We start from the raw sequence: 25024 nt of genomic DNA on the forward strand, positions 1-25024 counted from the left end.
GAAACGCAACGGAAACGAAATTACTAGACTGTTTATTTCGTTAATGTCCTATTTTGGGAAATTTTTCACTTAACACATAATCAGCATTATGGAAATCACTTTTTCGATCGGTATGGGTCGGCTTGATCCAAGGCTTATAAGGCGCTACTGTATTCCGCAGGGCGTTGACGTGAATTGTTGCGATACCGGGTAGCCTTCGGGTCCGCTGGGGTGCTTCGCTCCCAGGTCAACGCCCTGTCCCTTCAGAGTTTCCTCGCTTCCCTGACCAAGTTTCCCTTTGCGGGGAAGTCAATCACCTGCTTCTTGCGCATTCGGTGTAAGGACGAAAGATAGACCTCATTCAGGTTGCCGGTCACCTTGAGAATGGCACATCGCCAAACCCCGTGGAGATGAGCAACCACAACATGTTTATCGCGGTCGGTCCGAACTTCTCCGCTGTCTAAAATTTCTTGAAGATGGTCGAAGTCTTCACTTGTCCATCGATGCTTCTGATGAGAATCGCGGGTGTCGGATGAGAGAAGCACGCGCATCGTCTTCGCCTTCAGATGCGTCTGTATATCAAGCGGCAGCTTGGCGACCACGATCACGCCCGACGCATCCCCCTCCAGAAAATCCTTCACGCCGACGGATCCTTCACCACGGTTTGCGATCGTGACGCTAGCGCAGTCACCGGAAACGCGAAAGCGCGCGCCCGTATACAACCGCGCGACAAATGGCCTGCCCTTTTCCCTCCCGCGCCGCAGCAATCCAGCCATGCGGCAAGCGGGACCGCAGGCGCACTCTGTCCCCTTGCCGAAATTAGATAGCAAACCTATTAAATAGGGATGCTACAAGATAAGTCTCTACGCCTTCCCCCCAATTTCGGCCTGCACCTGTTCCGCGCCTCCCATCTGTGGCGGCGGGCGGCGAACAAGGTGCTGGCGGACAGCGGGTTTTCCACCTCCGCCATCGCGCCGCTGATGCTGCTGGCCGAACTCGGCGACGGACTGCGGCAGCGCGAATTGGCGGAAGAGATGGGCGTCGAAGGCCCGTCGCTTGTCCGTCTTCTCGACGGGCTGGAAGCGGCCGGGCTGCTGCAACGGCGCGAGGATGCCTGCGACCGCCGGGCGAAGACCCTGCACATGACCGACGCCGGCCGTCATCTGTTGGTTCAAGTGAACGAGGCGTTGAACGACGTCCGCCAGCGGTTGATGGCAGAGGCAACGGAGGCCGACGTGGAGGCCTGCTATCGCGTGCTTTCCATTATCGAGGCCAACGCCAAGCGTGAACAGAACTGACCGGTGCGTGTTCTCCGGGGATGCGCCACGGCCAGGACCGGCCGCGCTGCGCCTCCGGCCGTATCGGTGCGGTAATCGAGGAACCAAGACCGTGATATTTCTTCCTTCCTTCCGGGCCGTGGCCCGGATCGCCGTGACCCTGCTGGTGACCGTGGCGGCGGTCGGCGGCGGATTGTGGCTGTGGGATTACTACATGAACGAGCCCTGGACCCGCGACGGCCGCGTCCGCGCCGACATCGTCCAGATCTCCTCGGACGTTGCCGGGCTGGTGACCGACGTGCGCGTGGCCGACAACCAGCTGGTCCACAAGGGCGAGGTGCTGTTCGTCGTCGATCCCGGCCGCTACCGGCTGGCGGAGGAGCAGGCGCAGGCCAACCTCGACAGCGCCAAGGCCGAACTGGCCTATCGCACCGCCGAGGCGCACCGGTACGAGCAGCTGGGCAACAACGTCGTCTCCACCGCCCAGCGCCAGGAGGTAAATTCGGCGATGGCCAAGGCCGCCGCCGCAACCAAGCAGGCGGAGGCGGCGCTTGACCTCGCCCGCTTCAACCTCGGCCGCACGGAGGTGAGGGCGACCGTCGACGGCTATGTCACAAACCTGCAGATGAAGACCGGCAACTATGTCGCCGCCGGGCAGGCGGTGGTGGCGCTGATCGACAGCCATTCCTTCTATGTCATGGGCTATTTCGAGGAAACCAAGCTGCCGCGCATCCATGTCGGCGCGCCCGTCTCCATTCGGATCATGGGCGTGAGCACGGAACTGCGCGGACGGGTCGACAGCATCACCCGCGCCATCGTCGACCGCGACCGGGCAGACGGCACCGGGCTGGTCGCCAACGTCAACCCGACCTTCAACTGGGTGCGGCTGGCCCAGCGCATCCCCGTGCGCATCGCCCTGGACGAGGTGCCGGAGTCGCTCCAGATGGTTGCCGGGCGCACCGCGACGGTGTCGGTGGTGGGGGCCCCCGACAGAACGCCGAAGGTCGCCGAACTGCCGGCCGGGCAGTGAGCGCCCGCCGATGCCCAAAGCCCCTACCCTCGACGAGCTGGTCTTTTCGCTGAAGTCGTTCGCCGCCTCCATGCTGGCGCTCTACATCGCGTTCGGCATGGGGCTGCCGCGTCCCTTCTGGGCGATGCTGACCGCCTATGTGGTGTCGAGCCCGCTGTCGGGCACCGTTCGGTCGAAGGCGGTCTATCGCGTCGCCGGGACGGTGGCCGGCAGCATCGCCGCCATCGTCCTGACGGTCGAACTGGTCAATGCGCCGGAGTTGCTGTCGCTGGCGGTCGGGCTTTGGGTCGGCGGCTGCCTGTTCATCTCGCTGCTGGACCGCACGCCGCGCAGCTACGCCTTCATGCTGGCGGGATACACCGCCGGGCTGATCGTCTTTCCCGGCGTCGCCAACCCGGAGGCGATCTTCGACACCGGGCTGGCCCGGGTGGAGGAGATCATCCTCGGCATCGTCTGCGCCACCGTCATCCACAGCGTGATCCTGCCGCGCGGTATGGGTCCGGTGCTGCTCGGCAAGCTCGACGCCGCCCTTCGCGATGCGGAGCGCTGGACGCTCGATGCGCTGGAACAGGTCACCACCGACACGCGCCTGCAAGACCGCCACAGGATGGCGACCGACCTGACCGAACTGCGGGTGATGACCACCCACCTGCCCTACGACACGTCCGACCTGCGCTGGATGACCCGGCCGATGCGGGCCTTGCAGGACCGCATGGTCTATCTGCTGCCGGTGCTGACCGCCGTGCATGACCGGCTGGGTGCGTTGCGGCGGCCGGACGGGGCGATGCCGCCGGATGTGGCGCCGGTGGTGGCTGCCGTACGGGACTGGATCGCTGCCGGCGCCGATGCCGATCCGGCGGACGCCGCCCGGCTGATCGGCTGGCTCGATCGGCTGGAAGCGGAGGAAGCGGGGCGGGCTTCGGCCGGCTGGCAGGCGGCGACACGCTTCAGCTTCATCCGGCGCCTGCGGTCGCTGGTGGAGATCCACCGCGACTGCCGGGACCTGCGGGCGCACATCGCAACCGGCGACCACGACCTGCCCGATCATCTGGACCCGCTGGCCCGCAAGCGCTCCCGCAGCGTCTTCCATCTTGACCGGGGCATGGCGGCTTGGTCGGCGGCGGCGGCCCTGCTGGGCATCACCACCGTCTGCGCCTTCTGGATCCTGACCGGCTGGTCGTCCGGGGCGGCGGCGGCGATGATGGTGGCGGTCTTCACCTGCTTCTTCGCGTCCTTCGACGATCCGGTGCCGGGCATCCGGCTTTTCCTGGTCTACACGCTGGCGTCCATGCCGCTGTCCGCCTTCTATCTGCTGGTGGTGCTGCCATCCTTCGACAGCTTCCCGATGCTGGTGCTGTGCCTGGCGCCGACGCTGGTGGGCCTGGGCATCTTCGTCGCCCGGCCGGCGACAATGGGCAAGGCGATGGCGCTCATCTTCGGCGTCGGCGGCTCGCTCAGCCTGCTCGACACCGGAAGCGGCGATTTCGCCTCCTTCCTGAACAGCAGCACCGGGCAGATCGTCGGCATCGTCACCGCGATGCTGGTCACCCGCATGTGCCGGTCGGTGGGCGCGGCGTGGAGCGCGCGGCGCATGCTCCACATCGGCTGGCGCGAGATCGCCGATCTGGCGCGGATGCGCGGGGTGCCGGCGAATGACGGGTTCGAAAGCCGCATGCTGGACCGCGTCGGGCTGCTGTCGGCCCGGCTGGCGCAGGCCGGCGGATCGGTGGATGTGGACGCCATCGACGCGGTGCGCGACCTGCGCGTCGGGCTGAACGTGGTGGAGCTTCAGCGGGCACGCCCGGTCCTGGGCCATGCCGGCGGGGCGGCTCTGGAGCGTCTGCTGCGCGGCGTCGCCACCCATTTCCGGGCTCTGTCCGCCAAGCGGCCCGACCCGGCGCCGGCCGGACTGCTGGACAGCATGGACGACCTGCTGTCGGCCATCGACGCCGCCCCGCCGTGTCCCGAGCGCGACCGCGCCGTGGTGGCGCTGGCCTCCCTGCGGCGCAGCCTGTTCCCGGACGCTGCCCTGGAGGCGCTGCTGATTGCCCCGGATGGGACCCAAGAGCCGATGCATCAGGAAAGGGCGCGCGCATGATCGGTGAAATCGACGTCTATGGCCTGTTCCTGCCACCGCTTCTGATCCTTGCCGTGGTGGCCTGGGCGGTATCGGCCCTGCTGCGCCGGGGGCTGCGCGCCATCGGTGCCTATGGCTGGGTCTGGCACGCGCCGCTGTTCGACTTCGCGCTCTATGTGCTGGTGCTGAGCGGCCTTGCCGGCCTGTGGTCGATCTGGTCGGCCTGAAATCGTCCACACCATGGCTGTTACAGCGTGCTAGTCTGCCCGCCATGACCGCCCCGCTGTCGCAGCCATTTTCCATGCCCGGCATGACGCCCGATGCCGACGCAGAGAGCGCCTGGATCGACGTGATCCGGAAGATGGACGAGACCTATGCCAATCTCGTGACGCAGCAGGTGGAACTGGAACGCAAGAATGCCGAGTTGGAGGAGGCGCAGGCCTTCATCGCCAGCGTCCTAGGCTCCATGACCGACGTTCTGATCGCCTGCGACCGCGACGGTCGGATCGAGCAGACCAACCCGGCGGCCGAACGGGCGCTGGGTTGTGCCGGGCGCGAGTTGACGGGGCGACCGCTGCGCGATTTCCTCGACTCCGCCTTCCATCCCGCCTTCGCCCGCTTGTGCAGTGCCGCCCTTCAGCGCGAGGAGGTCAGCGATGTGGAGCTTTCCCTGCGCGGGCCGGCCGGCCCCTTCCCGGTCGCGGTCAACAGCACGGTGCGCTACGACCAGCGTGGCCATGCCATCGGGCTGGTTCTGGTCGGCCGGCCGGTGGGCGAGTTGCGCCGTGCCTACCGCGACCTCGCCGCCGCCCATGAAGGGCTGAAGCAGACCCAGCAACAACTCGTCCATTCGGAAAAAATGGCCTCGCTCGGCCGGCTGGTTGCCGGCGTGGCCCATGAGCTGAACAACCCGATCTCCTTCGTCTATGGCAACGCCCATGCCATGCGCCGCTATGTCGACCGCATGACCACCTATCTCGACCGCGTGCACGAAGGCGCCACTCCGACGGAACTGGCAGCCCTGCGCAAGGAACTGCGCATCGATCGCGCCCGCGCCGACGCCGCGGCGACGCTGGACGGCATGCTGGAGGGGACAGAGCGGGTTCGCGACATCGTGGCAGAGCTTCGCCGCTTCTCGTCGGAACAGAAGCACGCCTCGGAACGCTTTGATCTGACGGGACTTCTTCGCTCCGCCGTCACCTGGGTGGCCAAGGCGCAGATGCCGGACCTGACCGTCGTCTTCGACCTGCCCGACACGCTGGACATCGCCGGCCATCCCGGCCACCTGCATCAGGTCGCGATGAATCTGGTCCAGAACGCCATCGACGCCATGGCCGGTGCTGCGGTGAAGCGGCTGGAACTGCACGGCCGGGAAGAGGCGGGCACGGTCGTCGTCACCATCCGCGACACCGGCCACGGCATTCCGGACGCGATCGTGGGCCGCGTTTTCGACCCCTTCTTCACCACCAAGCCGGTCGGCAAGGGCACCGGGCTCGGCCTGTCGATCAGCTATCAGCTGGTGCGCGACCATGGCGGCGATCTGGCCGCCGCGAACCATCTGGATGGCGGCGCGCTGTTCACCCTGACCTTGCCGGCCGCCGGGCGGCGCGAAGGAGCCGCGCGATGAGAGAGCGCCCGCTGTCGGTGCTGTGGCTGCAATCGGGCGGCTGCGGCGGTTGCACCATGTCGCTGCTCTGCGCCGAATCCCCGGACCTGATGACGCTGCTGGAGACCGCCGGCATCCGCCTGCTCTGGCACCCGAGCCTGTCGGAGGAAAGCGGGGCCGAGGCGGTGGACCTGTTCGAGCGCATCCTGTCGGGGGCCGAGCCGCTGGACGTGCTGTGCGTGGAGGGATCGCTTCTGCGCGGGCCGAACGGCACCGGGCGCTTCCATGTGCTGGCGGGCACCGGGCGGGCGACCATCGACTGGGCGCGCGATCTCGCCGCCGTCGCCGGCACCGTGGTCGCCGTCGGCACCTGTGCTGCCTTCGGCGGTATCACTGCGGGGGGCGAGAACATCGCTGACGCCTGCGGCCTGCAGTATGACGGCACGCAGCGCGGCGGCGCCCTGGGCGCGGAGTTCCGGGCACGCGGCGGTCTGCCGGTGGTCAATGTCGCCGGCTGCCCGACCCATCCGAACTGGGTGACCGAGACGCTGATGCTGCTGGCCGAGGATGCGTTGGCCGCCGGGGATCTGGACGTCTACCAGCGCCCGCGCTTCTACGCCGACCATCTGGTCCACCATGGCTGCCCGCGCAACGAGTATTACGAGTATAAGGCCAGTGCGGAGAAGCCATCGGACCTCGGCTGCCTGATGGAGCATATGGGCTGTCTCGGCACCCAGGCGCATGCCGACTGCAACACCCGTCTGTGGAACGGCGAGGGGTCCTGCACCCGCGGCGGCTATGCCTGCATCAACTGCACCGCACCGGGTTTCGAGGAGCCGGGGCACCCGTTCCAGCAGACGCCGAAATTCGCCGGCATTCCCATCGGCCTGCCCACCGATATGCCGAAGGCTTGGTTCGTGGCGCTGGCATCTCTCGCCAAGGCTGCGACGCCGGAGCGGGTGCGCCGGAACGCCGCCGCCGACCGCATCGTCGTCGCCCCCACCGTCCGCCCCACCCGGAAAGGCTGACCCGGTGAGTGAAGATTCCAAACGCCGCCTGATCGTCGGTCCTTTCAATCGCGTGGAAGGCGATCTTGAGGTCCGGCTTGAGATTTCCGGCACAAGTGTTTCTGCCGCCTATGTGAATTCGCCGCTGTTCCGCGGGTTCGAGCGCATCCTGGAGGGGCGTGACCCGATGGATGCGCTGGTGGTGGCGCCGCGCATCTGCGGCATCTGCTCCGTCTCACAAAGCCATGCGGCGGCGCTGGCGCTGGCTGGTGTGATGGGGGTGGAGGTGCCGCGCAACGGCCTGCTCGCCACCAACCTGATGACGGCGACGGAGAATGTCGCCGACCATCTGACCCACTTCCACCTGTTCTTCATGCCCGACTTCGCCCGGCCCGCCTATGAAGGACGCCCTTGGTTCGAGCGGGCGGAGGCACGGTTCAAGGCGGCGCAGGGCAGTGCCGTGCGCGGCGCCACATCGGCGCGGGCGGAGCTTTTCCATGTGCTGGGCATCCTGGGCGGCAAGTGGCCGCACACGCTGACGCTCCAGCCCGGCGGCGTCACGCGGGCGGTGGATGCGCGTGACCGGGTGCGTTTGCTCGCCACCGTCCGCAGCTTCCGCCGATTTCTGGAAAGCAGCCTGTTCGGTGCGCCGCTGGAGCACGTGCTGGCGCTTGCCGCACCGGAGGATCTGGAGCGCTGGCGGATCTCCGGTCCCGCCGGCGACTTCCGCCTGTTCCTGGAGATTGCCGGGGATCTGGATCTCGCCCATCTCGGACGAGCCTATGGCCGCTTCCTCAGCCACGGCGCCTATGCCGGCCTGGAGGGCGGACATCTTTACCGGCGCGGCACCTTCAGCGACGGAAATGACGCTCCCTTCGATCCGGATCAGGTGGCGGAGCATCACCGGTTCAGCCGCATGGCCGGGCAGGACCGCCCTCACCCGCCTTTCGCCGGCTCGACCGTGCCGGACGGAATGGACGAGACCGGGTATAGCTGGTGCAAGGCGCCTCGGCTTGCCGGACTGCCCTACGAGACCGGTGCCATCGCCCGGCAACTGGTGGACGGACACCCGCTGATCCGGGCGCTGGTGGCGCAGGATGGCGGATCGGTGCGCAGCCGCGTCATCGCTCGCTTGCTGGAACTGGCGCGCACCACCGACGCGATGGAAGGTTGGCTGCGCGCCATCGATCCGGCTGCCCCCTGGTGCGTGGCGGCGGAGACGCCGGACAACGCCCAGGCGGTGGGATTGACGGAAGCGGCGCGGGGAGCGCTGGGACACTGGCTGCGGGTGGAGCGCGGGCGCATCGCCGGCTATCAGATCATCGCCCCAACCACCTGGAACTTCTCACCCCGCGACCTCGACGGCGTGCCCGGTCCGCTGGAGCAGGCCTTGGTCGGCGCCCCGGTGCAGGAGGGAGAGCGCACGCCGCTGTCGGTGCAGCACATCGTCCGGTCCTTCGACCCCTGCATGGTATGTACGGTGCATTAGAAAATTATCATTTTATATCATTGCTTTAGGTAGAGATCTTCGAAGTTTCTCCGAAATCCGTTCGGCAGGATGCTGAAGAATTGCTCTGCCTTCGTTGCCGTCTCCCATCCCCGCCATGCTCCGCGCATGCTCTGGTGGAGGCCAAGCAAAAAGAAAGCCCGCCGGTAGTGTGGACCAGCGCGGGAACTCCGCAGAAAATTGCGGATTCCTTGCATCTCATTTCACTCGCTTGCAGAGGCTTTCACAGCCACATTCTCCGGGCGGTCGGGGCGGTGGGTGGGCCACCGCCCGCGCTGCTCTACCGGAGGACAAGAGGATGGATAAAATCCTCACTCTCCTGATCCTGCTGTTGCAGGTACTCAAGCTGCTGCTTGAATACCTGAACCGCTGATCGGGCGGGCGTGCCGGGGCTCGCATCCTCGGTACGCCTTCCCCGAAAATAGTCCTCAACGAACTATTTATCAAAGTGATTCGCTGCATGCAGCGTTCCGCTCAGAACTGACCGATGTTCGCGCGGAGCCAGCCCGCCAAGTCTGCATCGGTCAACCCGCCGGACAATACGTCAAGACTTTACCCCTTTCACGCCCCGCACCAACGGTCAGGAAGCGATGAACGCCGCGTAGGACATGACGCCGACGAACATCATCAAGGAAACCATGCGTGCCATTTGAACCTCCATCGGACGGGAGATGATCCGTCCTGCTGGAAGAGATCTAATCCCGCAGAGGATCGGGATAAATGCACGGATCCTGATTTCACCGTTCGACCAGCGCGAACAATCGCCCGTCACCCTCTACGGCAACTGTGCAGCCAGAGTGGCAACCAACTTGCCACCTGCCACGCATGCTGTAATGTTGATGTCCACAATCGCTGTTATGTCGAGCGATGACTGCGGAAATATGCAATCCGATCAATGACCTGACCTGACCACCGATCCTGGCATGGAACTTGTACGAACGAAGGTTCGGCGGCAGGGCGCCGCTCCATCGGACAGAGGCCGGGGCACGGGAATGGATTTGGCGGGGGACGAAAGCGGTCGGGGGACGGCGCAGATCCTGGTGTTGGGCATCGGCAACATCCTGTGGGCCGACGAGGGCTTCGGCGTCCGCACGGTGGAGCGTCTGGCCGCTGATTGGCGCTTTCCCGACAACGTCACCCTGATGGATGGCGGGACCCAGGGGCTGTACCTGCTGCCGCATCTGGAAGCGGCCGATGCGTTGATCGTGGTCGACGCCATCGACTATGGCCTGCCGCCCGGCACCCGCCGCGTGTTCCATGGCGACGACGTGCCGGCCTTCCTTGGCGCCAAGAAGATGAGCCTGCACCAGACCGGCTTTCAGGAGGTGCTGGCCAGCGCCATGTTCCTCGGCCGCTGCCCGCAAAAGCTGATCCTGGTCGGTGTCCAGCCGGAATGCCTGGAGGATTACGGCGGCGGCCTGACCGACACCGTCGCCGCGCAGGTCACCCCCACCATCGACGTCATCCTGAATCTGCTGTGCGACGAGTTCGGCGTGGAGGGCACGCCCGTTGAGGCCGCCGCCGACATCGCTGCCCCAGCCATCGCCCGCGACGCCTATGAGGGCGGACGCCCGAGCGCCGAGGACGCCTGCCGCATTGGCGACCCCCGTATTCTGGCGGCGCTGTCCGCCTCTGAGACCTGAGCGGAGCGCCCGTCCATGTGCATCGGCATTCCCCTGCGCCTGACCGGTGTCGACGGCGTCGCCGGCCGGACGGAGGACGGCTCGGTCATCGACCTGTCGCTGGTCCCCGAAGCCGGTCCCGGCGATTGGGTGCTCGGCTTCCTCGGCGCGGCGCGCCGGCTGCTGGACCCGGAGGAGGCTGCCCAGATCCTCGACGCGCTGGCGGCGATGGCCGCGGCGCTGGACGGGGAACGGCTCGACAGCGCCTTCGCCGACCTGATCGACCGTGAACCGACCCTTCCCCCCCACCTGGAGGCGGCCCGCGCGGCCGGCCTGACGGAGGCCTGACGCCCATGACCGACCTTGCCCCGCCGCTCGCCAAGCCGCGGCTGCCCCTGCCGCCGCTGGTCGATCTGCTGACCGACGTTCATGGCTATCTGCGGCTGGATCATGTTGACGACCGGCCCTGGCTCAATGATCCGGCCAAGGATTGGGTGGTCTTTCTGCCCGGCCATGGCAAGGGTAATGCCGAGACCGCCGACGTCGCCGTCATCCTGCCGGAGCTGGTCCGCGCCCTGCACCCGCGCCTGACCCCGGCGGTGGCCGGCGAGGCGGCGGAGCGCGCGATCCTGGCCCTGACCGGTATGATGAGCCTGCCGGCCCTGGTCTTCCTGCGCGGCGACCGGCTGCTGGGCAGCATTCCGCGCGTGCGCGACTGGGACGATTATCTGCAGCGGATCGGTGAGATCCTGGAAGGCGCTTCGGAAGGCGGTGCGGCATGAGTTCCCTGTTCGGCATGACCCACCCGCCGGTCGGCTTCGGCCCCGGCAGCCAGCCAGACGCGACAGAGGAAGGGCTGGAATATTTGCCGATGCCGTCGGGCATGCGCGTCTACGAACCGCACCTGCCGGAGGTCGCCGACCCCGCCCGCGCCGCCGCCGCCCGTGCCGTGCTGACCCGCATTCACGAGGCGCTTGTCAACTGGACGGCCGGCGAGGAAATCCGCATTCCGGTCGATGACCTCGACGCCCCGGTGCTGGCCCTGGTCGATGAAGTGCTGGGCGAGGGCGAAGTCGCGGTCAAGGTGGAGCGGGCCGGCGACCGGCTGGAGATTCAGGAGGCTTCCCTGGCCGGCGTCTGGCGTGTGCGCGGTTTCGGCGACGGGGCCGTGCGCGAAAGCCTGCTGATCGGCGCCTTCCCGCGGGTGGCGCTGAACCGCGCCTTCACCGCCGTTGCAGCGGTGGCGGCAGGGCCGGCGCCGGCCGGGCTGATGAACGGCCAGCCGATCCTGACCGAGCTGCTGGACCGCAGCGCCGCTTGGCGCCGCGGCGATGCGCCCCATGCGGTGAATTTCAGCCTGCTGCCCCACACGCCCGAGGATCTGGCCTTCATCGAACAGCGGCTGGGTGTGGGTGCCACCACCATCCTGTCGCGCGGCTACGGCAATTGCCGGGTCACCGCCACCGCGACGCCGAATGTCTGGTGGGTGCGCTATTACAACTCGGTCGACACGCTGATCCTCGATACGGTGGAGATCGTCGACGTGCCGGCGGTGGTCTGCGCCGCGGCGGAGGACATCGCCGACAGCGCCGAACGGCTGGCCGAAATTCTCGACGCGCTGGCGACCGATCTGGAGCGGGCGCGATGAGCGCCGCCGCCTCCCGCTTCGAGGGCTCCTATCTCGGCGACGCCACGCGCATCGGCGCGGCCACCCGGATGGAATGCAAGATCTGCTGGCACGTCTACGACCCGGCAGAGGGCTGCGAGCACTGGCAGGTGCCGCCCGGCACCGGCTTCGCTGCCCTGCCTGACCATTGGCGCTGCCCGGTCTGCGACGGCGCCCGCGACCAGTTCATGGCGCTGGATGGCGAGGCGGTGACGGCCGAAGCGGCTGCGGCTGCCGTCCTGCCGGCGGAGTCCGGCCCTGCCCTGCCGACCGAGACCATCGCCCGGCTGGAAGCGGCCTTCCGCGAGATCCACACCGCGCAGATGCGCGGCCTACCCATCGTTAACGACGCACTGGCGGTGAAGGCCGTGGGCTTCCGCCGCCATGGCGAGCGCTGGCTCGGTGCGCTGGTGACGCCCTGGTTCCTGAACCTCGTCCTGTTGCCCGGTGAAGGCGACGAATGGTCGGAACTGGTGCCGGGCGCGAAGGAGCTGATCGAGTTTCCGTCCGGCCGCTACGAATTCGTCCATGCCAACCGCAAGGGTGTCGGCGCCTACAAGGCCTGCTCCCTGTTCTCGCCGATGTTCGAGTTCGCCTCCATGCTCCAGGCAACCGAAACGGCCTCGGCGGCTCTGGTCTCCCTCTTCGATCCCTCCATCCGCGAAGACGGTGCCCAGACCGCCGAGATCCGCCGCAGGCGCGAGGAAGAACTGGCACCGCCGCCCGATCCGGCGCCGGCCCAGGTCGAATCGGTGGCCGAGCCGGCGCGCCCGTCGCGCCGGGCGCTGCTCGGCATGGGGTCCGCAGAGGCCGCCGATGCATGAGATGGCGCTCTGCGAAAGCCTGCTCCAGGCGATGGAGGAGGCCGGGCGGGCGAACGGCTTCAGCCGCGTGACCAAGGTCCGGCTGGAGATCGGCCGCTTCGCCGGGGTGGAGGTGGAGGCGCTGCGCTTCGGCTTCGACGTGGTGACGCGGGGATCGCTGGCCGACGGGGCGGAGTTGGTGGTGCTGGATGTGCCGGGCCGCGGCTGGTGCTTCGACTGCAACGACACGGTGGATCTGGACGACCGGCTGTCGCCCTGCCCACACTGCGGCGGCAGCCGGCTGCATCCGAATGGTGGCACCGAGATGACGATCAAGGATCTTGAGGTCGAGTGAGGCAGGTCGAATGAAGAAGGATTCCGTGCGATGACCGATCCCGCCCGTCCCGGCATCCTGGTGGTGGATGACGAGCCGCGCTCCGTCGAGGTCATCGCCCGCCTGTTGGACGAGGAGTTCGAGGTCTTCACCGCCCTGTCGGCGGAAGACGCCCTGCGCCTGCTGGAAACCGAGTGGATCCAGGTGGTCTTCTCCGACCAGCGGATGCCGGAGGTCAGCGGCGTGGAGTTCCTGACCCAGGTGCGCGAACGCTGGCCCGATGTGGTGCGGATCGTCATCACCGGCTACATCGACCCCGAGGACATCATCGGCGCCATCAACACCGCTGGCATCCACCAGTTCATCACCAAGCCCTGGCACCCCGACCATCTGCTGCTGACCGCCCGCAACGCGGCGAAGCTGTACCAGCTCCAGCGCGAGCATGACCGGCTGACCAGCGAACTGAAGCTGCTGCCGCCGCTGGCCGAGACCCGCGTCGCGACCAAGCGCGAGCGGGTGCGCCAGTCCTACCGCTTCGACGGCCTGATCCGTGCCGAGGGCAGCCCGGTGGAGGAGGTCTGCCGGCAGGCGGAGCGGGTGGCCGGCTTCAATGTCCCGGTTCTGGTGCTGGGCGAGACCGGCACCGGCAAGGAGTTGCTCGCCCGCGCCATCCATTACGGCAGCCCGCGATCCGACCAGCCCTTCTATTGCGAGAATTGCGGCGCCATCCCGGACGAGCTGCTGGAAAGCGAGCTGTTCGGCCACAAGAAGGGTGCCTTCACCGGCGCCCACAGCAACCGTGTCGGCCTGCTGGAGCAGGCCGACGGCGGCACCATCTTCCTGGACGAGATCGGCGACATCAGCCCGGCCTTCCAGGTCCGGCTGTTGCGCTTCCTGCAGGAGGGCGAGATCCGGCCGGTGGGGTCCAACGAGACGCGGCGGGTCGATGTCCGCGTCGTCGCCGCCACCCACCGCGACCTGACCGCCGAGGTGCAGGCTGGCCGCTTCCGCGAAGATCTCTATTACCGGCTCAGCACCATGACGCTGACCATGCCGCCTTTGCGCGACCGGCCGGACGACATCCCGGTGCTGGCCCGCCACATCCTCGACCGGCTGTCCGCCGCTCATGGCAAGCCTGTCTCCGGCTTCGCTGCCGACACGATGGCCTGCCTGGAGTCCTATGGCTGGCCCGGCAATGTGCGCGAGTTGCAGAACGAGATCATGCGGATGCTGGTGCTGTGCGAGGGCGAGACGCTGGGCGCCGACCTGCTGTCCAACCCTGTGCTGCGCGGTGCGGCGCTGAACGCCCGCCCGGCCTCGCCGGAGGACGGTCCGCTGCCGCCGCTCGACCTGATCGGCCAGGGCGGGCCGCTGAAGTCACGGATCGAGCGGGTGGAGGCCGGCATCCTGATGGAAACGCTGGTCCGCTGCCGCTGGAACAAGAGCAAGGCCGCCGACGAGCTGGGCCTGTCCCGCATGGGCCTGCGCGCCAAGCTGGAACGCTACGGCATCGAGCGCGGGCCGGCGCAGCGGCACTGATCCACCCTCTCCCACTCAGGATCCCCTCTCCCCCCCGGGGAGAGGGAGAATTGGGCGGGAGAATCCACCAGAACCACAAGAACCCCGAGGAGCCGTTCGATATGTCGAAAATCACTCGTCTTGCCGCCATCTCAGCGGCCATCGCGCTTGCCGCCACCCCTGCCCTTGCCCATCCCGGCCATCTCGCCGGGGCCGGCTTCCTCGACGGCGCCGCGCATCCGCTGGGCGGGCTGGATCACCTGATCGCCATGGTCACCGTCGGCGTCTATGGCGCCACCATCGGCGGCCGTGCCATTTTGGCGGTGCCGGGAGCGTTCCTGGCCGCCATGCTGGCCGGTGGCCTGTTCGCGCTGACGGGCGGCGAGCTGCCGCTGATCGAACCGACCATTTACGCCTCCACCGTCGTGCTGGCCCTGCTGTGCGTCATGCCGATGTCGCGCAACAGTCTGATCGGCGTCGTCTTCGCCGCCGGCTTCGGCCTGTTCCACGGCTTCGCCCATGGCGCGGAGATGCCAGCCGACGCCGCGGCGCTGGGCTATGCCGCCGGCTTCCTCGCCAGCACGGCCGGGCTGCATGCGGTCGGTGTGGCGATTGGTTACGCGATCCATCGCCTGATCGGCCGGCCGGAAGAGGATGGCCAGACCGCCTGATCCCACCGGCAACTCTCCTTCCACCCCGGCCGTCGTTTCGGCCGGGGAGTTGCCAGCGGTCGATGCCCCTGACCCTTTGTGACCGTTGGTTTGCCCAATGTTCGTACTACGGCACGATTGTTGCCTAGGGCCCGCGGAGAAGCGCACCGGATCCTCGCACGCCGGTGCTGCCCGACGGGAGAAAACAAACCGATGGCAACGCTGGAAACCTTCTACGAGGTGATGCGGCGGCAGGGGATCACACGCCGTTCGTTCCTGAAATACTGCTCGCTGACCGCGGCGGCGCTCGGCCTCGGGCCGGAACTGGTGCCTAAGATCGTCCACGCCATGGAAACCAAGCCACGCACCCCGGTGCTGTGGCTGCACGGACTGGAATGCACCTGTTGCTCCGAATCCTTCATCCGCTCGGCGCATCCGCTGGTGAAGGACGTCGTGCTCTCCATGATCTCGCTGGACTACGACGACACGCTGATGGCGTCGGCCGGCCACCATGCCGAGGCGATCCTCGACGAGGTGATGGAGAAGTACAAGGGCAACTACATCCTGGCGGTGGAAGGCAATCCGCCACTGAATCAGGACGGCATGTCCTGCATCATCGGCGGCAAGCCCTTCACCGACCAGCTGCGCAAGGTCGCCAAGGATGCCAAGGCGATCATCTCCTGGGGCTCCTGCGCGTCCTTCGGCTGCGTCCAGGCGGCGCGCCCGAATCCGACCCGCGCCACCCCGGTGCATGAGGTCATCACCGACAAGCCGATCATCAAGGTCCCCGGCTGCCCGCCGATCGCCGAGGTGATGACCGGCGTCATCACCTACATGCTGACCTTCGACCGCATCCCGGAACTGGACCGCCAGGGCCGGCCGAAGATGTTCTACAGCCAGCGCATCCACGACAAATGCTATCGCCGGCCGCATTTCGACGCCGGCCAGTTCGTGGAGTCCTTCGACGACGAGGGCGCGCGCAAGGGCTATTGCCTCTACAAGGTCGGCTGCAAGGGTCCGACGACCTACAACGCCTGCTCCACCGTGCGCTGGAACGAGGGCACCAGCTTCCCCATCCAGTCCGGCCACGGCTGCATCGGCTGCTCGGAGGACGGCTTCTGGGACAAGGGCTCCTGGTACGCCCGCCAGTCCGACATCCTCCAGTTCGGGATCGAGGCCAACGCCGACCAGATCGGCACCACCGCCGCCATCGGCGTCGGCAGCATCATCGCCGCCCACGCGGCCGTCAGCGCCCTGAAGCGCGCGCAGCACAAGGGAGACGTCTGACCATGGGCATCGTCCAGACCCCGAACGGGTTCTCGCTCGACAATGGCGGCAAGCGCATCGTCGTCGATCCGGTCACCCGCATCGAAGGGCACATGCGTTGCGAGGTGAACGTCGACAGCGACAACATCATCCGCAACGCGGTGTCGACCGGCACGATGTGGCGCGGGCTTGAGGTCATCCTGAAGGGACGCGACCCACGCGACGCCTGGGCCTTCGTCGAGCGCATCTGCGGCGTGTGCACCGGCTGCCACGCCCTGACCTCGGTCCGCGCGGTGGAGGATGCGCTTCAGATCCGCATCCCGAAGAACGCGCACCTGATCCGCGAGATCATGGCGAAGACGCTGCAGGTCCATGACCACATCGTCCATTTCTATCACCTGCACGCGCTGGACTGGGTCAACCCGGTCAACGCGCTGAAGGCCGATCCGCAGGCGACCTCGGCGCTGCAGCAGGCGGTGTCGCCGCGCCATGCCAAGTCCAGCCCCGGTTATTTCCGCGACGTCCAGACCCGCCTGAAGAAGTTCGTGGAGAGCGGCCAGCTCGGCATCTTCAAGAACGGCTACTGGGACAACCCGGCCTACAAGCTGTCGCCGGAAGCCGACCTGATGGCGGTGACCCATTATCTGGAGGCGCTCGACCTCCAGAAGGACATCGTCAAGATCCACACCATCCTCGGCGGCAAGAACCCGCACCCGAACTACATGGTCGGCGGCGTTCCCTGCGCCATCAACATGGACGGCACCGGGTCTTCGGGCGCGCCTCTGAACATGGAGCGGCTGAACTTCATCCGCGCGCGCATCCAGGAGGCGACGGCCTTCGTCGAGAACGTCTATCTGCCGGACGTGCTCGCCATCGCCAGCTTCTACAAGGACTGGCTCTATGGCGGCGGGCTGGCGGCAACCAACGTCATGGACTACGGCGATTACGAAAAGGTGCCGTACGACCATTCAACCTGCCAGCTGCCGGGCGGCGTCATCCTGAACGGCAACTGGAACGAGGTCCATCCCATCGACCCGCGCGACCCGGCGCAGGTGCAGGAGTTCGTCGCCCACAGCTGGTACCACTACGAGGACGAGAGCAAGGGCCTGCACCCGTGGGACGGCGTGACCCAGGCCAAGTTCGAACTCGGCGCCAATACGAAGGGCACCCGCACCGACATCAAGGAGTTGGACGAGGCAGCCAAGTATTCCTGGATCAAGGCTCCGCGCTGGCGCGGCCATGCGGTGGAGGTCGGTCCCCTGCCCCGCTACATCCTGGCCTATGCACAGGGCGTGGGTTACGTGAAGGACCAGATCACCGAATCTCTCGGCGCCTTCAACAAGCTGGCCGGCACGAACTTCACGCCGCAGCAGGCGCTGCCGACCACCATCGGCCGCACGCTGGCCCGCGCGCTGGAATGCCAATACTGCTGCACCATGATGATGGACGACTGGAACGCCCTGATCGCCAACATCAAGGCCGGCGACACCGCGACCGCCAATGTCGAGAAGTGGGACCCGAAGACCTGGCCGAAGGAGGCCAAGGGCGTCGGCACGGTCGCCGCCCCGCGCGGCGGGCTCGGCCACTGGATCAAGATCAAGGACGGCAAGATCGACAATTACCAGTGCGTCGTGCCGACGACCTGGAACGGCAGCCCGCGCGATCCCAAGGGCAACATCGGGGCGTTCGAGGCCTCGCTGCTGAACACGCCGATGGCCCGCCCGGACGAGCCGGTGGAGATCCTGCGCACCCTGCACAGCTTCGACCCGTGCCTTGCCTGCTCCACCCACGTCATGGCGCCGGACGGCGCCGAACTGGCCCGCGTCACCGTGCGCTGACCGGCAACCGAGGAGGATTACGTCATGGCTCCTCTCGACGATGCGAAGCCGGTCGCGACACCGGATGAGGAAGGGACGGCCTCTCCGGCGGCCGGCCGCTTCCTGAAGGCGATCTATGTTTACGAGGTGCCGGTGCGGGTCTGGCACTGGGTCAACGCGCTGGCGATCGTGGTTCTGTCGGTCACCGGCTACCTGATCGCCAATCCGCTGCCGACCATGCCGGGCGAGGCCAGCGCCAATTTCCTGATGGGCTACATCCGCTTCGTCCATTTTGCGGCGGCCTACATCTTCGCAGTCGGCTTCATCGGCCGGCTCTATTGGGCCTTCGCCGGCAACCATCATGCCCGGCAGCTGTTCCGCTTCCCCTTCTGGGACCGCCACTGGTGGGGGGAGCTGTTCGTGGAAGCCCGCTGGTACCTGTTCCTGGAGCGCAAGCCGAAGCTCTATGTCGGCCACAACCCGCTGGCGCAGTTCGCCATGTTCTGGGCGATCGCCGTCGGCAGCGTCTTCATGATCGTCACCGGTTTCGCGCTCTACAGCGAGGGGGCGGGACAGGGCAGCTGGCAGGACCGGCTCTTCGGCTGGGTCATCCCGCTGTTCGGCCAGAGCATGGACGTCCACACCTGGCACCATCTGGGCATGTGGGCGATCCTGCTGTTCGTGATCGTCCACGTCTATGCCGCAGTGCGCGAGGACATCATGTCCCGCCAGTCGATCATCTCCACCATGATCAGCGGCGTCCGCACCTTCAAGGACACCGAAGCCCCGGCGGACGGGGAGCATGAGCGCTCGGTTAAGAAGGTGGCGCGGGCGGGGTGAGATTGCGCGCCCCACCACTCCGCACCCTTTGAAAACCTTGAATTGTTCCGCATGCGTTCCCATATCTGGGAGGTTCCGAAACAAACGGAGTCTCCCAGATCAGCGCCGCCCCGTCCGGGTGCGGCCGGAGGACGTCATGCCTTACTTTCCGACCATCGAATTGACCCCGCAGGTGAAGATGCTGCTGGCCCGCGGGGCATTGACGCTGAACCCCGGCCAGTGGGTGCGGGGTGAGAAGGGACGCGGCCGGTTCCTGCGCACCGATCCGCGCACCGGCACCACCTATGTCAGCTGGCTGAGGCCGGGCGACGATTGGGAAACCGCGTCGCAGCGCTTCCACCGCGCCTGCCGCAAGGGCTATATCGGCAAGTATCGCGGCCTGTACGAGTTCGACAAGGCCACCCGGACTGCCGATGTCCCTGTCCGCCGCGAGAAGGTCCGGGTGCCGGTCCAGATGCCGCTGTTCGCCTACAAGGCGAAGGACGCAATCCACGCCTGACCGAGGCTGAGCCCACCGTCGTTGGCCGGCGCCAGCCTCGGCAGCAGCGCCTCCACCCCGGCGACGTGGAAGCCGGCAACCAACTCCTCCGCCAGAACCGCGTTCATCAGACAACCGCCGGACAGCACCACCCGGCCGAGGCCATGGGCGCGCAGTACCGGCAGCGTCCAGTCCATCAGCGCCGCCGCCAATGTGCCGTGGAACAGGTCCGCCCCCTCGCTGGCATCGGCAACGGTCAGCAGCCTTTCCAGCAGCGGCGTCAAATCAAGCTCGCCCTCTTCGATCCGCCAAGTGCCCTTCGCCACCCGTGGCCGGCGCACCAGGGATTCCAGCGCCATCGGCGCCTCGCCTTCGAAGCCGGCCACGGCGCGAACGCCCAGCAGCCCGCAGGCGGCATCGAACCAGCGCCCGCAGGAGCTGGTCAGCGGCGCGTTGATGCCACGCTCGATCATCCGGCGCACCCCCTCGGCCGGACCATGACCACCGAAGCGGGGAAGGATCTCGTCGGCACGGCCCATGCGGACCAGGGCGGATGCAGCCATCCGCCAGGGCTGGCGGGCGGCGACGTCGCCGCCGGGCTGGGCGAGCGGAGCGAGGCTGCCGAGCCGCTCGGCCCGCAGCCCGTCGACCAGAAGCATCTCCCCACCCCAGGAGCCGCCATCCTCGCCCAGCCCGAACCCGTCGAGCGCAAGGCCCAATGCCGGCCCTTCCACCCGGTGTTCGGCCATCACGGCGGCGACATGGGCGTGGTGGTGCTGGACGGCAACGGCGGGCAGGCCGGATCGCTCGGCGAAGCGGGTGGACTGGAAATCCGGGTGCCTGTCATGGGCGACCGCCACCGGCTCCACGCCCAGGATGTGCAGCAGATGGGCGACCGTCTCCTCCAGGAAGCCCAGCGTCGCGGCATTGTCGAGGTCGCCGATGTGCTGGGACAGGAAGGCCTCGTCGCCGCGGGTGACGCAGACCGTCGCCTTCAGGTGGCCGCCGACCGCCAGGATCGGCGGCACGGGGCGGGCCAGCCGGATCGGCTCCGGCACATGGCCGCGGCCCCGGCGCAGGAAGGCGGGGGCACCGGCCAGCTTGCGCACTACGCTGTCGTCGGCGCGGATGACGATGTCGCGGTCATGGTCGACGATCAGGTCGGCGATGCCGTCCAGCCTCTCCCGCGCCTCGTCGTTGCCGATGGCCAGCGGCTCCCCGCCGGGATTGGCGGAGGTCATGACCAGCGTCAGGTCCTGCGGCTCGCCCAGCCAGCCGGCGCCGTCGGGGCGACCGGCCGCCTCGTGGAACAGCAGGTAATGCAGCGGCGTGTAGGGCAGCATGACGCCCAGCCAAGCCAGACCGGGGGCGATGTCGGGCGCCAGTTCCGGTGCGTCCTCCCGCCGCCGCAGAAGCACGATGGGGCGCGCCACGCCTTCCAGCACTGCGCGTTCGTCGGCATCCATGCGGACATGGCGGCCGGCGGAGACCGCATTGGCGACCATCAGGGCGAAGGGCTTGCCGTTGCGCTGCTTGACCCGCCGCAGCCGCTCCACCGCATCCGCGCGCGTGGCGTCACAGGCAAGGTGGAAACCGCCCAGCCCCTTGATGGCAACGATCTTGCCATCCCGCAGGGCGGCCAGGACATCCTCCGGCGGGTGAGACAGCCTGGGGCCGCAGGTCGGGCAGGCCGTCGGCTGGGCGTGGAAGCGGCGGTCGACCGGGTCCTGGTACTCCGACAGGCAATCGGGACAAAGCGTAAAACCGGCCATCGCCGTCTGTGGCCGGTCATAAGGAAGCCGCCGCGTGATGGTATAACGCGGGCCGCAATGGGTGCAGTTCAGGAAGGCATAGCGATAACGGCGGTCGACCGGATCGAACAGTTCGGCGAGGCAGGCCGGGCAAACCGTGGCGTCCGGCCCGATGCCGGTGGCGACGGCGCCCGCGGAATCGCTGTGGCGGATAGAAAAGGAGTCCTCATCGGGGAGCGGGGCGACCGTCTCGCATTCCACCGCGTCGATGCGGGCCAGCGGCGGCGCCTCCGCCGTCAGGACCGCGACCAGATCGGCGGCGGCAGTGCCCTGCACCTCGATCAGCACGCCCTGCGGGTCGTTCATAACCCAGCCGGTCAGCCCGAACCGCCGGGCGAGCGCATGGACATGCGGGCGGAACCCCACCCCCTGCACCCGTCCCCGCACGCGTATCCGCAACCGGTTCTCAACGCCTGTCATCGGCTTTCCCGAATGGTCTTCGGCTGCGCCGAACCCCTTCATCCTAACCGTCTCATGGCTTTGGGCGAAACTTGGATTCGCCTGTTCGCAACGATCCCGCCTGCGGCCGGTTGACAGGGGGACATGCGGAACCGGAACGGAGACGCCGTCATGAGCGCAAGCAAGCACGAGAAGACCGACAAGCCCACCGACGCCGACCTCAAGAACAACCCGCAGATCGGCGGGACCAAGGGCGCCCGCGCCGCCGGGATGTCGGCGGACGACATGGATCTTGCCCAAGGTGAAAGCACCTTCGAGGGCGACGTCGAGAACCAGACCAATGACAAGGGCGGGGTCGACAAGCCCTTCCGCGACACCGCCCCGCTGAAGCCACGGCAGGCTTAGCGAAACGGTCTTTTGAAAATGTCGGGGGCGGCGCTCGCAAGGGCGCCGCCTCTTTCACTTTGCCGCTCGGGAATTTTCGAATGGCGATAGCCTTTTGAAGCACGGCCGCTTGGCGCAACCATGCTGCGTCATACCTATTTCATAACGGAGCGGAACCGCCGCCCAGACCCCGCCGTCCCCACCGGCGACAGCATGCAGGAGGCAGGATGTCACCCGATCCGCGGCTGTTGGCGGTCGCCACGGCGTTGCCGCCCCACCGCTTCGAACAGGAAGAAACGTTGACCGTCGCCCGGACGGTCTTCGCCCACCGTCTCCGCGACTTCGACCGGCTGGCCCCCGTCTTCGCCAACACCGGCATCCGCACCCGCCACGCCGCCTGCCCGCTGTCCTGGTATCTGGAGCCGCACGGATGGGCCGAGCGCGCCGCCGTGTTCGAACGGGTGGCGCTGGACCTGCTGGAAGAGGCGGCGGCCAAGGCGCTGTCCGCCGCCGGCCTGAGCCCCGCCGATGTGGACGCCATCGTCTGCGCCACCACCACCGGCATCGCCACCCCCAGTCTGGAGGCGCTGCTGCTCGATCGCATGGGCTTCCGTCCCGACACGGTGCGGCTTCCGGTCTTCGGGCTGGGCTGCGCCGGCGGTGCGCTGGGGCTGGCACGGGCCGGCATGATGGCGCGCGCCATGCCCGGCCGCACCGTCCTGTTCCTGGTGGTCGAATTGTGCACCCTGTCGCACCGGCCGGAAGAGGCCACCGCCACCAATGTCGTCGCCAGCGCCCTGTTTGCCGACGGTGCCGCCGCCGCCCTTCTGCGGACCTCCGGGGCCGATGACGATACCCCTGGTCCGCGCTTCGTCGACAGCGCCGAGCACACTTGGCCCGGCACCCGGCGGATCATGGGCTGGCGCATCGAGGACGAGGGCTTTGGCGTCGTCTTCAGCCAGGACATTCCTCGCCTGATCCGCGAACGGCTGCCCCCGGTGATCGACGGTTTCCTGACCGGCCGCGGCATGAGCCGTGCCGATCTGGCCGGGGTGATCTGCCACACCGGCGGCGCCAAGGTCCTGCAGGCGCTGACCGAGGTGCTGGACCCCGCCGTCGCCGGCATGGACGACTCCTGGGCGGTGCTGGGCGACTGCGGCAACATGTCGGCCGCCAGCGTGATGTTCGTTCTGGACCGGCGGATGCGCAGCGGGGCGACCGGACCGCATCTGATGCTGGCGCTCGGCCCCGGCTTCACCGCCGGCCTCACCCTGCTGGATCTGTGACCATGGACGCAATCGGCTGGCCGCAGATCATCCTGCTGGCGGTGGCCGCGCAACGGCTGCTGGAACTGGTGATCGCCCGCCGCAACACCACCCGCCTGCTGGCCGCCGGCGCTCGGGAGGTCGGGGCGGCGCATTACCCGCTGTTCGTTGCGCTGCATGCCGGCTGGCTGCTGGCCCTGTTCGTCATGGTGCCGGCCGATGCGCCGGTGAATGGCTGGCTGCTGGCGCTGTTCCTGCTGCTCCAGGCCGGGCGGGTCTGGGTGATCGCGACGCTCGGCCGCTTCTGGACGACGCGGATCATCACGCTGGACGGCGCCCCTCTGGTCCGGCGCGGCCCCTTCCGTTGGGTCCGGCACCCCAACTACCTCGTGGTGGCGGGGGAGCTTGCGGTGCTGCCGCTGGTTTTCGGCGAGGTCTGGATCGCCGTTGCCGCCACGCTGCTGAACATCCCGCTGACCCTGCACCGCATCCGGGTGGAAGAGGGAGCGCTGAGCGGACGGGACGGAATCTCAGCGGGAACTGGGGGCGGTGCAGGGAGTTGGACAGGATGGATCGGCCGACGGCCAACCCCTGACCGCTCCTGAGGCACAATAAGAACAGGACCATCGCCATGTACCCGACCAACGGCCTCCCCCACTCTCCCGTCGTCTGCATCACCGGTGCATCCGCCGGGGTCGGCCGCGCCACCGCGCTGGCCTTCGCCGCCTACCGCCAGGCGTCGATCGGCTTGATCGCCCGTTCGTCCGAAGCGCTCGAGGAGGTGAAGGCGGAGGTTGAGCGGCTGGGCGGGCGGGCGCTGGTCCTGCCGCTGGACGTCGCCGATCCCGATGCGCTGGATGCCGCCGCCGACCGGGTGGAGGAAGCCTTCGGTCCCATCGACGCCTGGATCAACGTGGCGATGGTGACGGTCTTCGGCCCGGTGCATGCCGTGACACCGAATGAGTTGAAGCAGGTGACCGAGGTGACCTATCTCGGCTCCGCCTACGGCATCCAGACGGCGTTGCGCCGGATGCGGCCGCGCAATGCCGGCACGATCCTGCAGGTTGGCTCCGCCCTGGCCTACCGGTCGATCCCGCTGCAGTCGGCCTACTGCGCGGCCAAGCATGCGATCACCGGCTTCATCGACAGCCTGCATTCCGAACTGATCCACGAGGACAGCGGCGTCAGGCTGACCACCGTGCATCTGCCGGCGGTCAACACGCCCCAGTTCGATTGGGCACGCAGCCACATGCCCCGACGCGCGCGGCCGATGGGCACCATCTTCCAGCCGGAGGACATCGCCCGCGCCATCCTGCATGCCACCGAGAATCCCCGCCGCGAATATTGGCTGGGTTGGTCGGCGATGCAGGCGATCCTGGGCAACTCCCTGGCGCCGGGCTTCGCCGACCGCTACCTCGCCAACAACGCGGTGGACGGCCAGATGACGGAAGAGCGCGAGACGCCCGGCCGGCCCGACAACCTGTTCCACCCCGTCGACGGACTGCACCGCACCCGCGGGCGTTTCGGCCTGCCGCACAACACATTGCGACTGGAGGCACCAAGCGCCGCCGCCCGCGGCGTCGCGGTGGCGGTCGGCTTTCTCCTGGCCGGCGGGCTGGGCTTCGCCATGAGCCGGATGACCCCGCGCCTGCGCTAGGCGGCAGACCATCGACACGAAACGGGCCGGC

Annotated in this window: 25 protein-coding genes; 23 read left to right on the top strand and 2 right to left on the bottom strand. The window is 67.6% G+C overall.

Translation table 11 applies throughout. The features are described from left to right. Positions 1-242: 242 nt before the first annotated feature. Positions 243-755 (bottom strand): hypothetical protein, encoded by a 513-nt coding sequence (locus tag TSH20_RS29455; RefSeq protein ID WP_109493006.1) that lies wholly within the window; start codon positions 753-755, stop codon positions 243-245. 69 nt (positions 756-824) lie between these two features. On the opposite strand from TSH20_RS29455, the gene TSH20_RS29460 reads away from it, so the two are divergent. From TSH20_RS29460 to TSH20_RS29550, 19 genes are all read left to right on the top strand, one after another. Next, on the top strand, positions 825-1277 hold the full coding sequence (locus TSH20_RS29460) for a MarR family transcriptional regulator (protein ID WP_109157269.1): 453 nt from the start codon (positions 825-827) through the stop codon (positions 1275-1277). 91 nt (positions 1278-1368) lie between these two features. Next, entirely contained in the window at positions 1369-2286 is a 918-nt protein-coding gene (locus tag TSH20_RS29465) for an HlyD family secretion protein (protein ID WP_109157270.1), read from the top strand. Positions 2287-2296: 10 nt separating this feature from the next. Then, entirely contained in the window at positions 2297-4384 is a 2088-nt protein-coding gene (locus tag TSH20_RS29470; protein ID WP_109157271.1) for an FUSC family protein, read from the top strand. After that, positions 4381-4590 (top strand): DUF1656 domain-containing protein, encoded by a 210-nt coding sequence (locus tag TSH20_RS29475; protein ID WP_109151982.1) that lies wholly within the window; start codon positions 4381-4383, stop codon positions 4588-4590. Before TSH20_RS29470 ends, TSH20_RS29475 begins: the two co-directional genes overlap by 4 nt. Before the next feature lie 44 nt (positions 4591-4634). Beyond that, the gene (locus TSH20_RS29480; RefSeq protein WP_109157272.1) at positions 4635-5990 is read left to right on the top strand and encodes an ATP-binding protein; all 1356 of its coding nucleotides are present in this window, start codon (positions 4635-4637) and stop codon (positions 5988-5990) included. Beyond that, the gene (locus TSH20_RS29485; protein ID WP_109157273.1) at positions 5987-6997 is read left to right on the top strand and encodes a HupU protein; all 1011 of its coding nucleotides are present in this window, start codon (positions 5987-5989) and stop codon (positions 6995-6997) included. Before TSH20_RS29480 ends, TSH20_RS29485 begins: the two co-directional genes overlap by 4 nt. A 4-nt stretch (positions 6998-7001) precedes the next feature. Further along, positions 7002-8465, top strand: a complete 1464-nt coding sequence (locus TSH20_RS29490; protein ID WP_109157274.1) for a nickel-dependent hydrogenase large subunit — start codon at positions 7002-7004, stop codon at positions 8463-8465. A 1010-nt stretch (positions 8466-9475) separates the two neighbouring features. After that, positions 9476-10126 (top strand): HyaD/HybD family hydrogenase maturation endopeptidase, encoded by a 651-nt coding sequence (locus TSH20_RS29495; protein WP_109157275.1) that lies wholly within the window; start codon positions 9476-9478, stop codon positions 10124-10126. A 15-nt stretch (positions 10127-10141) separates the two neighbouring features. Beyond that, a complete protein-coding gene (locus TSH20_RS29500) occupies positions 10142-10453 on the top strand; it encodes a HypC/HybG/HupF family hydrogenase formation chaperone (RefSeq protein WP_109157276.1) in 312 nt (103 codons plus the stop codon). Between the two features lie 5 nt (positions 10454-10458). After that, positions 10459-10887, top strand: coding sequence for a hydrogenase (locus TSH20_RS29505; RefSeq protein ID WP_109157277.1), 429 nt, complete (start codon positions 10459-10461; stop codon positions 10885-10887). Beyond that, on the top strand, positions 10884-11753 hold the full coding sequence (locus tag TSH20_RS29510) for a hydrogenase expression/formation protein (RefSeq protein WP_109157278.1): 870 nt from the start codon (positions 10884-10886) through the stop codon (positions 11751-11753). Before TSH20_RS29505 ends, TSH20_RS29510 begins: the two co-directional genes overlap by 4 nt. Next, complete coding sequence (gene hybE / locus TSH20_RS29515; protein ID WP_109157279.1) at positions 11750-12595, top strand: [NiFe]-hydrogenase assembly chaperone HybE; 846 nt, start codon at positions 11750-11752, stop codon at positions 12593-12595. The genes TSH20_RS29510 and hybE overlap by 4 nt, the downstream gene beginning before the upstream one ends. Then, a complete protein-coding gene (hypA, locus tag TSH20_RS29520) occupies positions 12588-12929 on the top strand; it encodes a hydrogenase maturation nickel metallochaperone HypA (RefSeq protein ID WP_109157280.1) in 342 nt (113 codons plus the stop codon). The genes hybE and hypA overlap by 8 nt, the downstream gene beginning before the upstream one ends. Before the next feature lie 30 nt (positions 12930-12959). Continuing rightward, positions 12960-14447: a sigma-54 dependent transcriptional regulator gene (locus tag TSH20_RS29525; protein ID WP_109157281.1), complete on the top strand. Its 1488-nt coding sequence runs from the start codon at positions 12960-12962 to the stop codon at positions 14445-14447. Positions 14448-14548: 101 nt separating this feature from the next. Continuing rightward, positions 14549-15097: a HupE/UreJ family protein gene (locus TSH20_RS29530; RefSeq protein ID WP_109157297.1), complete on the top strand. Its 549-nt coding sequence runs from the start codon at positions 14549-14551 to the stop codon at positions 15095-15097. A gap of 192 nt (positions 15098-15289) precedes the next feature. Next, positions 15290-16363, top strand: coding sequence for a hydrogenase small subunit (locus tag TSH20_RS29535; RefSeq protein ID WP_169054935.1), 1074 nt, complete (start codon positions 15290-15292; stop codon positions 16361-16363). A 2-nt stretch (positions 16364-16365) separates the two neighbouring features. Continuing rightward, positions 16366-18180 carry a nickel-dependent hydrogenase large subunit gene (locus TSH20_RS29540; protein ID WP_109151994.1) on the top strand — a complete coding sequence of 605 codons (1815 nt, stop codon included), beginning with the start codon at positions 16366-16368 and terminating at the stop codon, positions 18178-18180. Between the two features lie 24 nt (positions 18181-18204). Next, positions 18205-18999 carry a Ni/Fe-hydrogenase, b-type cytochrome subunit gene (gene cybH, locus TSH20_RS29545; RefSeq protein WP_109157282.1) on the top strand — a complete coding sequence of 265 codons (795 nt, stop codon included), beginning with the start codon at positions 18205-18207 and terminating at the stop codon, positions 18997-18999. A 136-nt stretch (positions 19000-19135) separates the two neighbouring features. Continuing rightward, the gene (locus tag TSH20_RS29550) at positions 19136-19498 is read left to right on the top strand and encodes a hypothetical protein (RefSeq protein ID WP_109157283.1); all 363 of its coding nucleotides are present in this window, start codon (positions 19136-19138) and stop codon (positions 19496-19498) included. Here the strand turns inward: TSH20_RS29550 and hypF are convergent. After that, positions 19468-21708 carry a carbamoyltransferase HypF gene (gene hypF, locus TSH20_RS29555; protein ID WP_109157299.1) on the bottom strand — a complete coding sequence of 747 codons (2241 nt, stop codon included), beginning with the start codon at positions 21706-21708 and terminating at the stop codon, positions 19468-19470. The two genes, TSH20_RS29550 and hypF, sit on opposite strands and share 31 nt — an antisense overlap. Positions 21709-21858: 150 nt before the next feature. Here hypF and TSH20_RS29560 point away from each other — a divergent pair, with 150 nt between their 5' ends. The 4 genes from TSH20_RS29560 to TSH20_RS29575 all read left to right on the top strand — a co-directional run bounded on the left by TSH20_RS29560 (position 21859) and on the right by TSH20_RS29575 (position 24993). Further along, on the top strand, positions 21859-22092 hold the full coding sequence (locus TSH20_RS29560; RefSeq protein WP_109157284.1) for a hypothetical protein: 234 nt from the start codon (positions 21859-21861) through the stop codon (positions 22090-22092). Between the two features lie 206 nt (positions 22093-22298). Then, positions 22299-23357 carry a 3-oxoacyl-[acyl-carrier-protein] synthase III C-terminal domain-containing protein gene (locus TSH20_RS29565; protein WP_109157285.1) on the top strand — a complete coding sequence of 353 codons (1059 nt, stop codon included), beginning with the start codon at positions 22299-22301 and terminating at the stop codon, positions 23355-23357. A 2-nt stretch (positions 23358-23359) separates the two neighbouring features. Beyond that, entirely contained in the window at positions 23360-23941 is a 582-nt protein-coding gene (locus tag TSH20_RS29570) for an isoprenylcysteine carboxylmethyltransferase family protein (protein WP_109157286.1), read from the top strand. 26 nt (positions 23942-23967) lie between these two features. After that, complete coding sequence (locus TSH20_RS29575; protein WP_109157287.1) at positions 23968-24993, top strand: SDR family oxidoreductase; 1026 nt, start codon at positions 23968-23970, stop codon at positions 24991-24993. The last annotated feature ends 31 nt before the right edge of the window (positions 24994-25024 follow it).

This window comes from Azospirillum sp. TSH20 (genome assembly GCF_003115935.1).
In the GTDB taxonomy this organism is placed as follows: Bacteria; Pseudomonadota; Alphaproteobacteria; order Azospirillales; family Azospirillaceae; genus Azospirillum.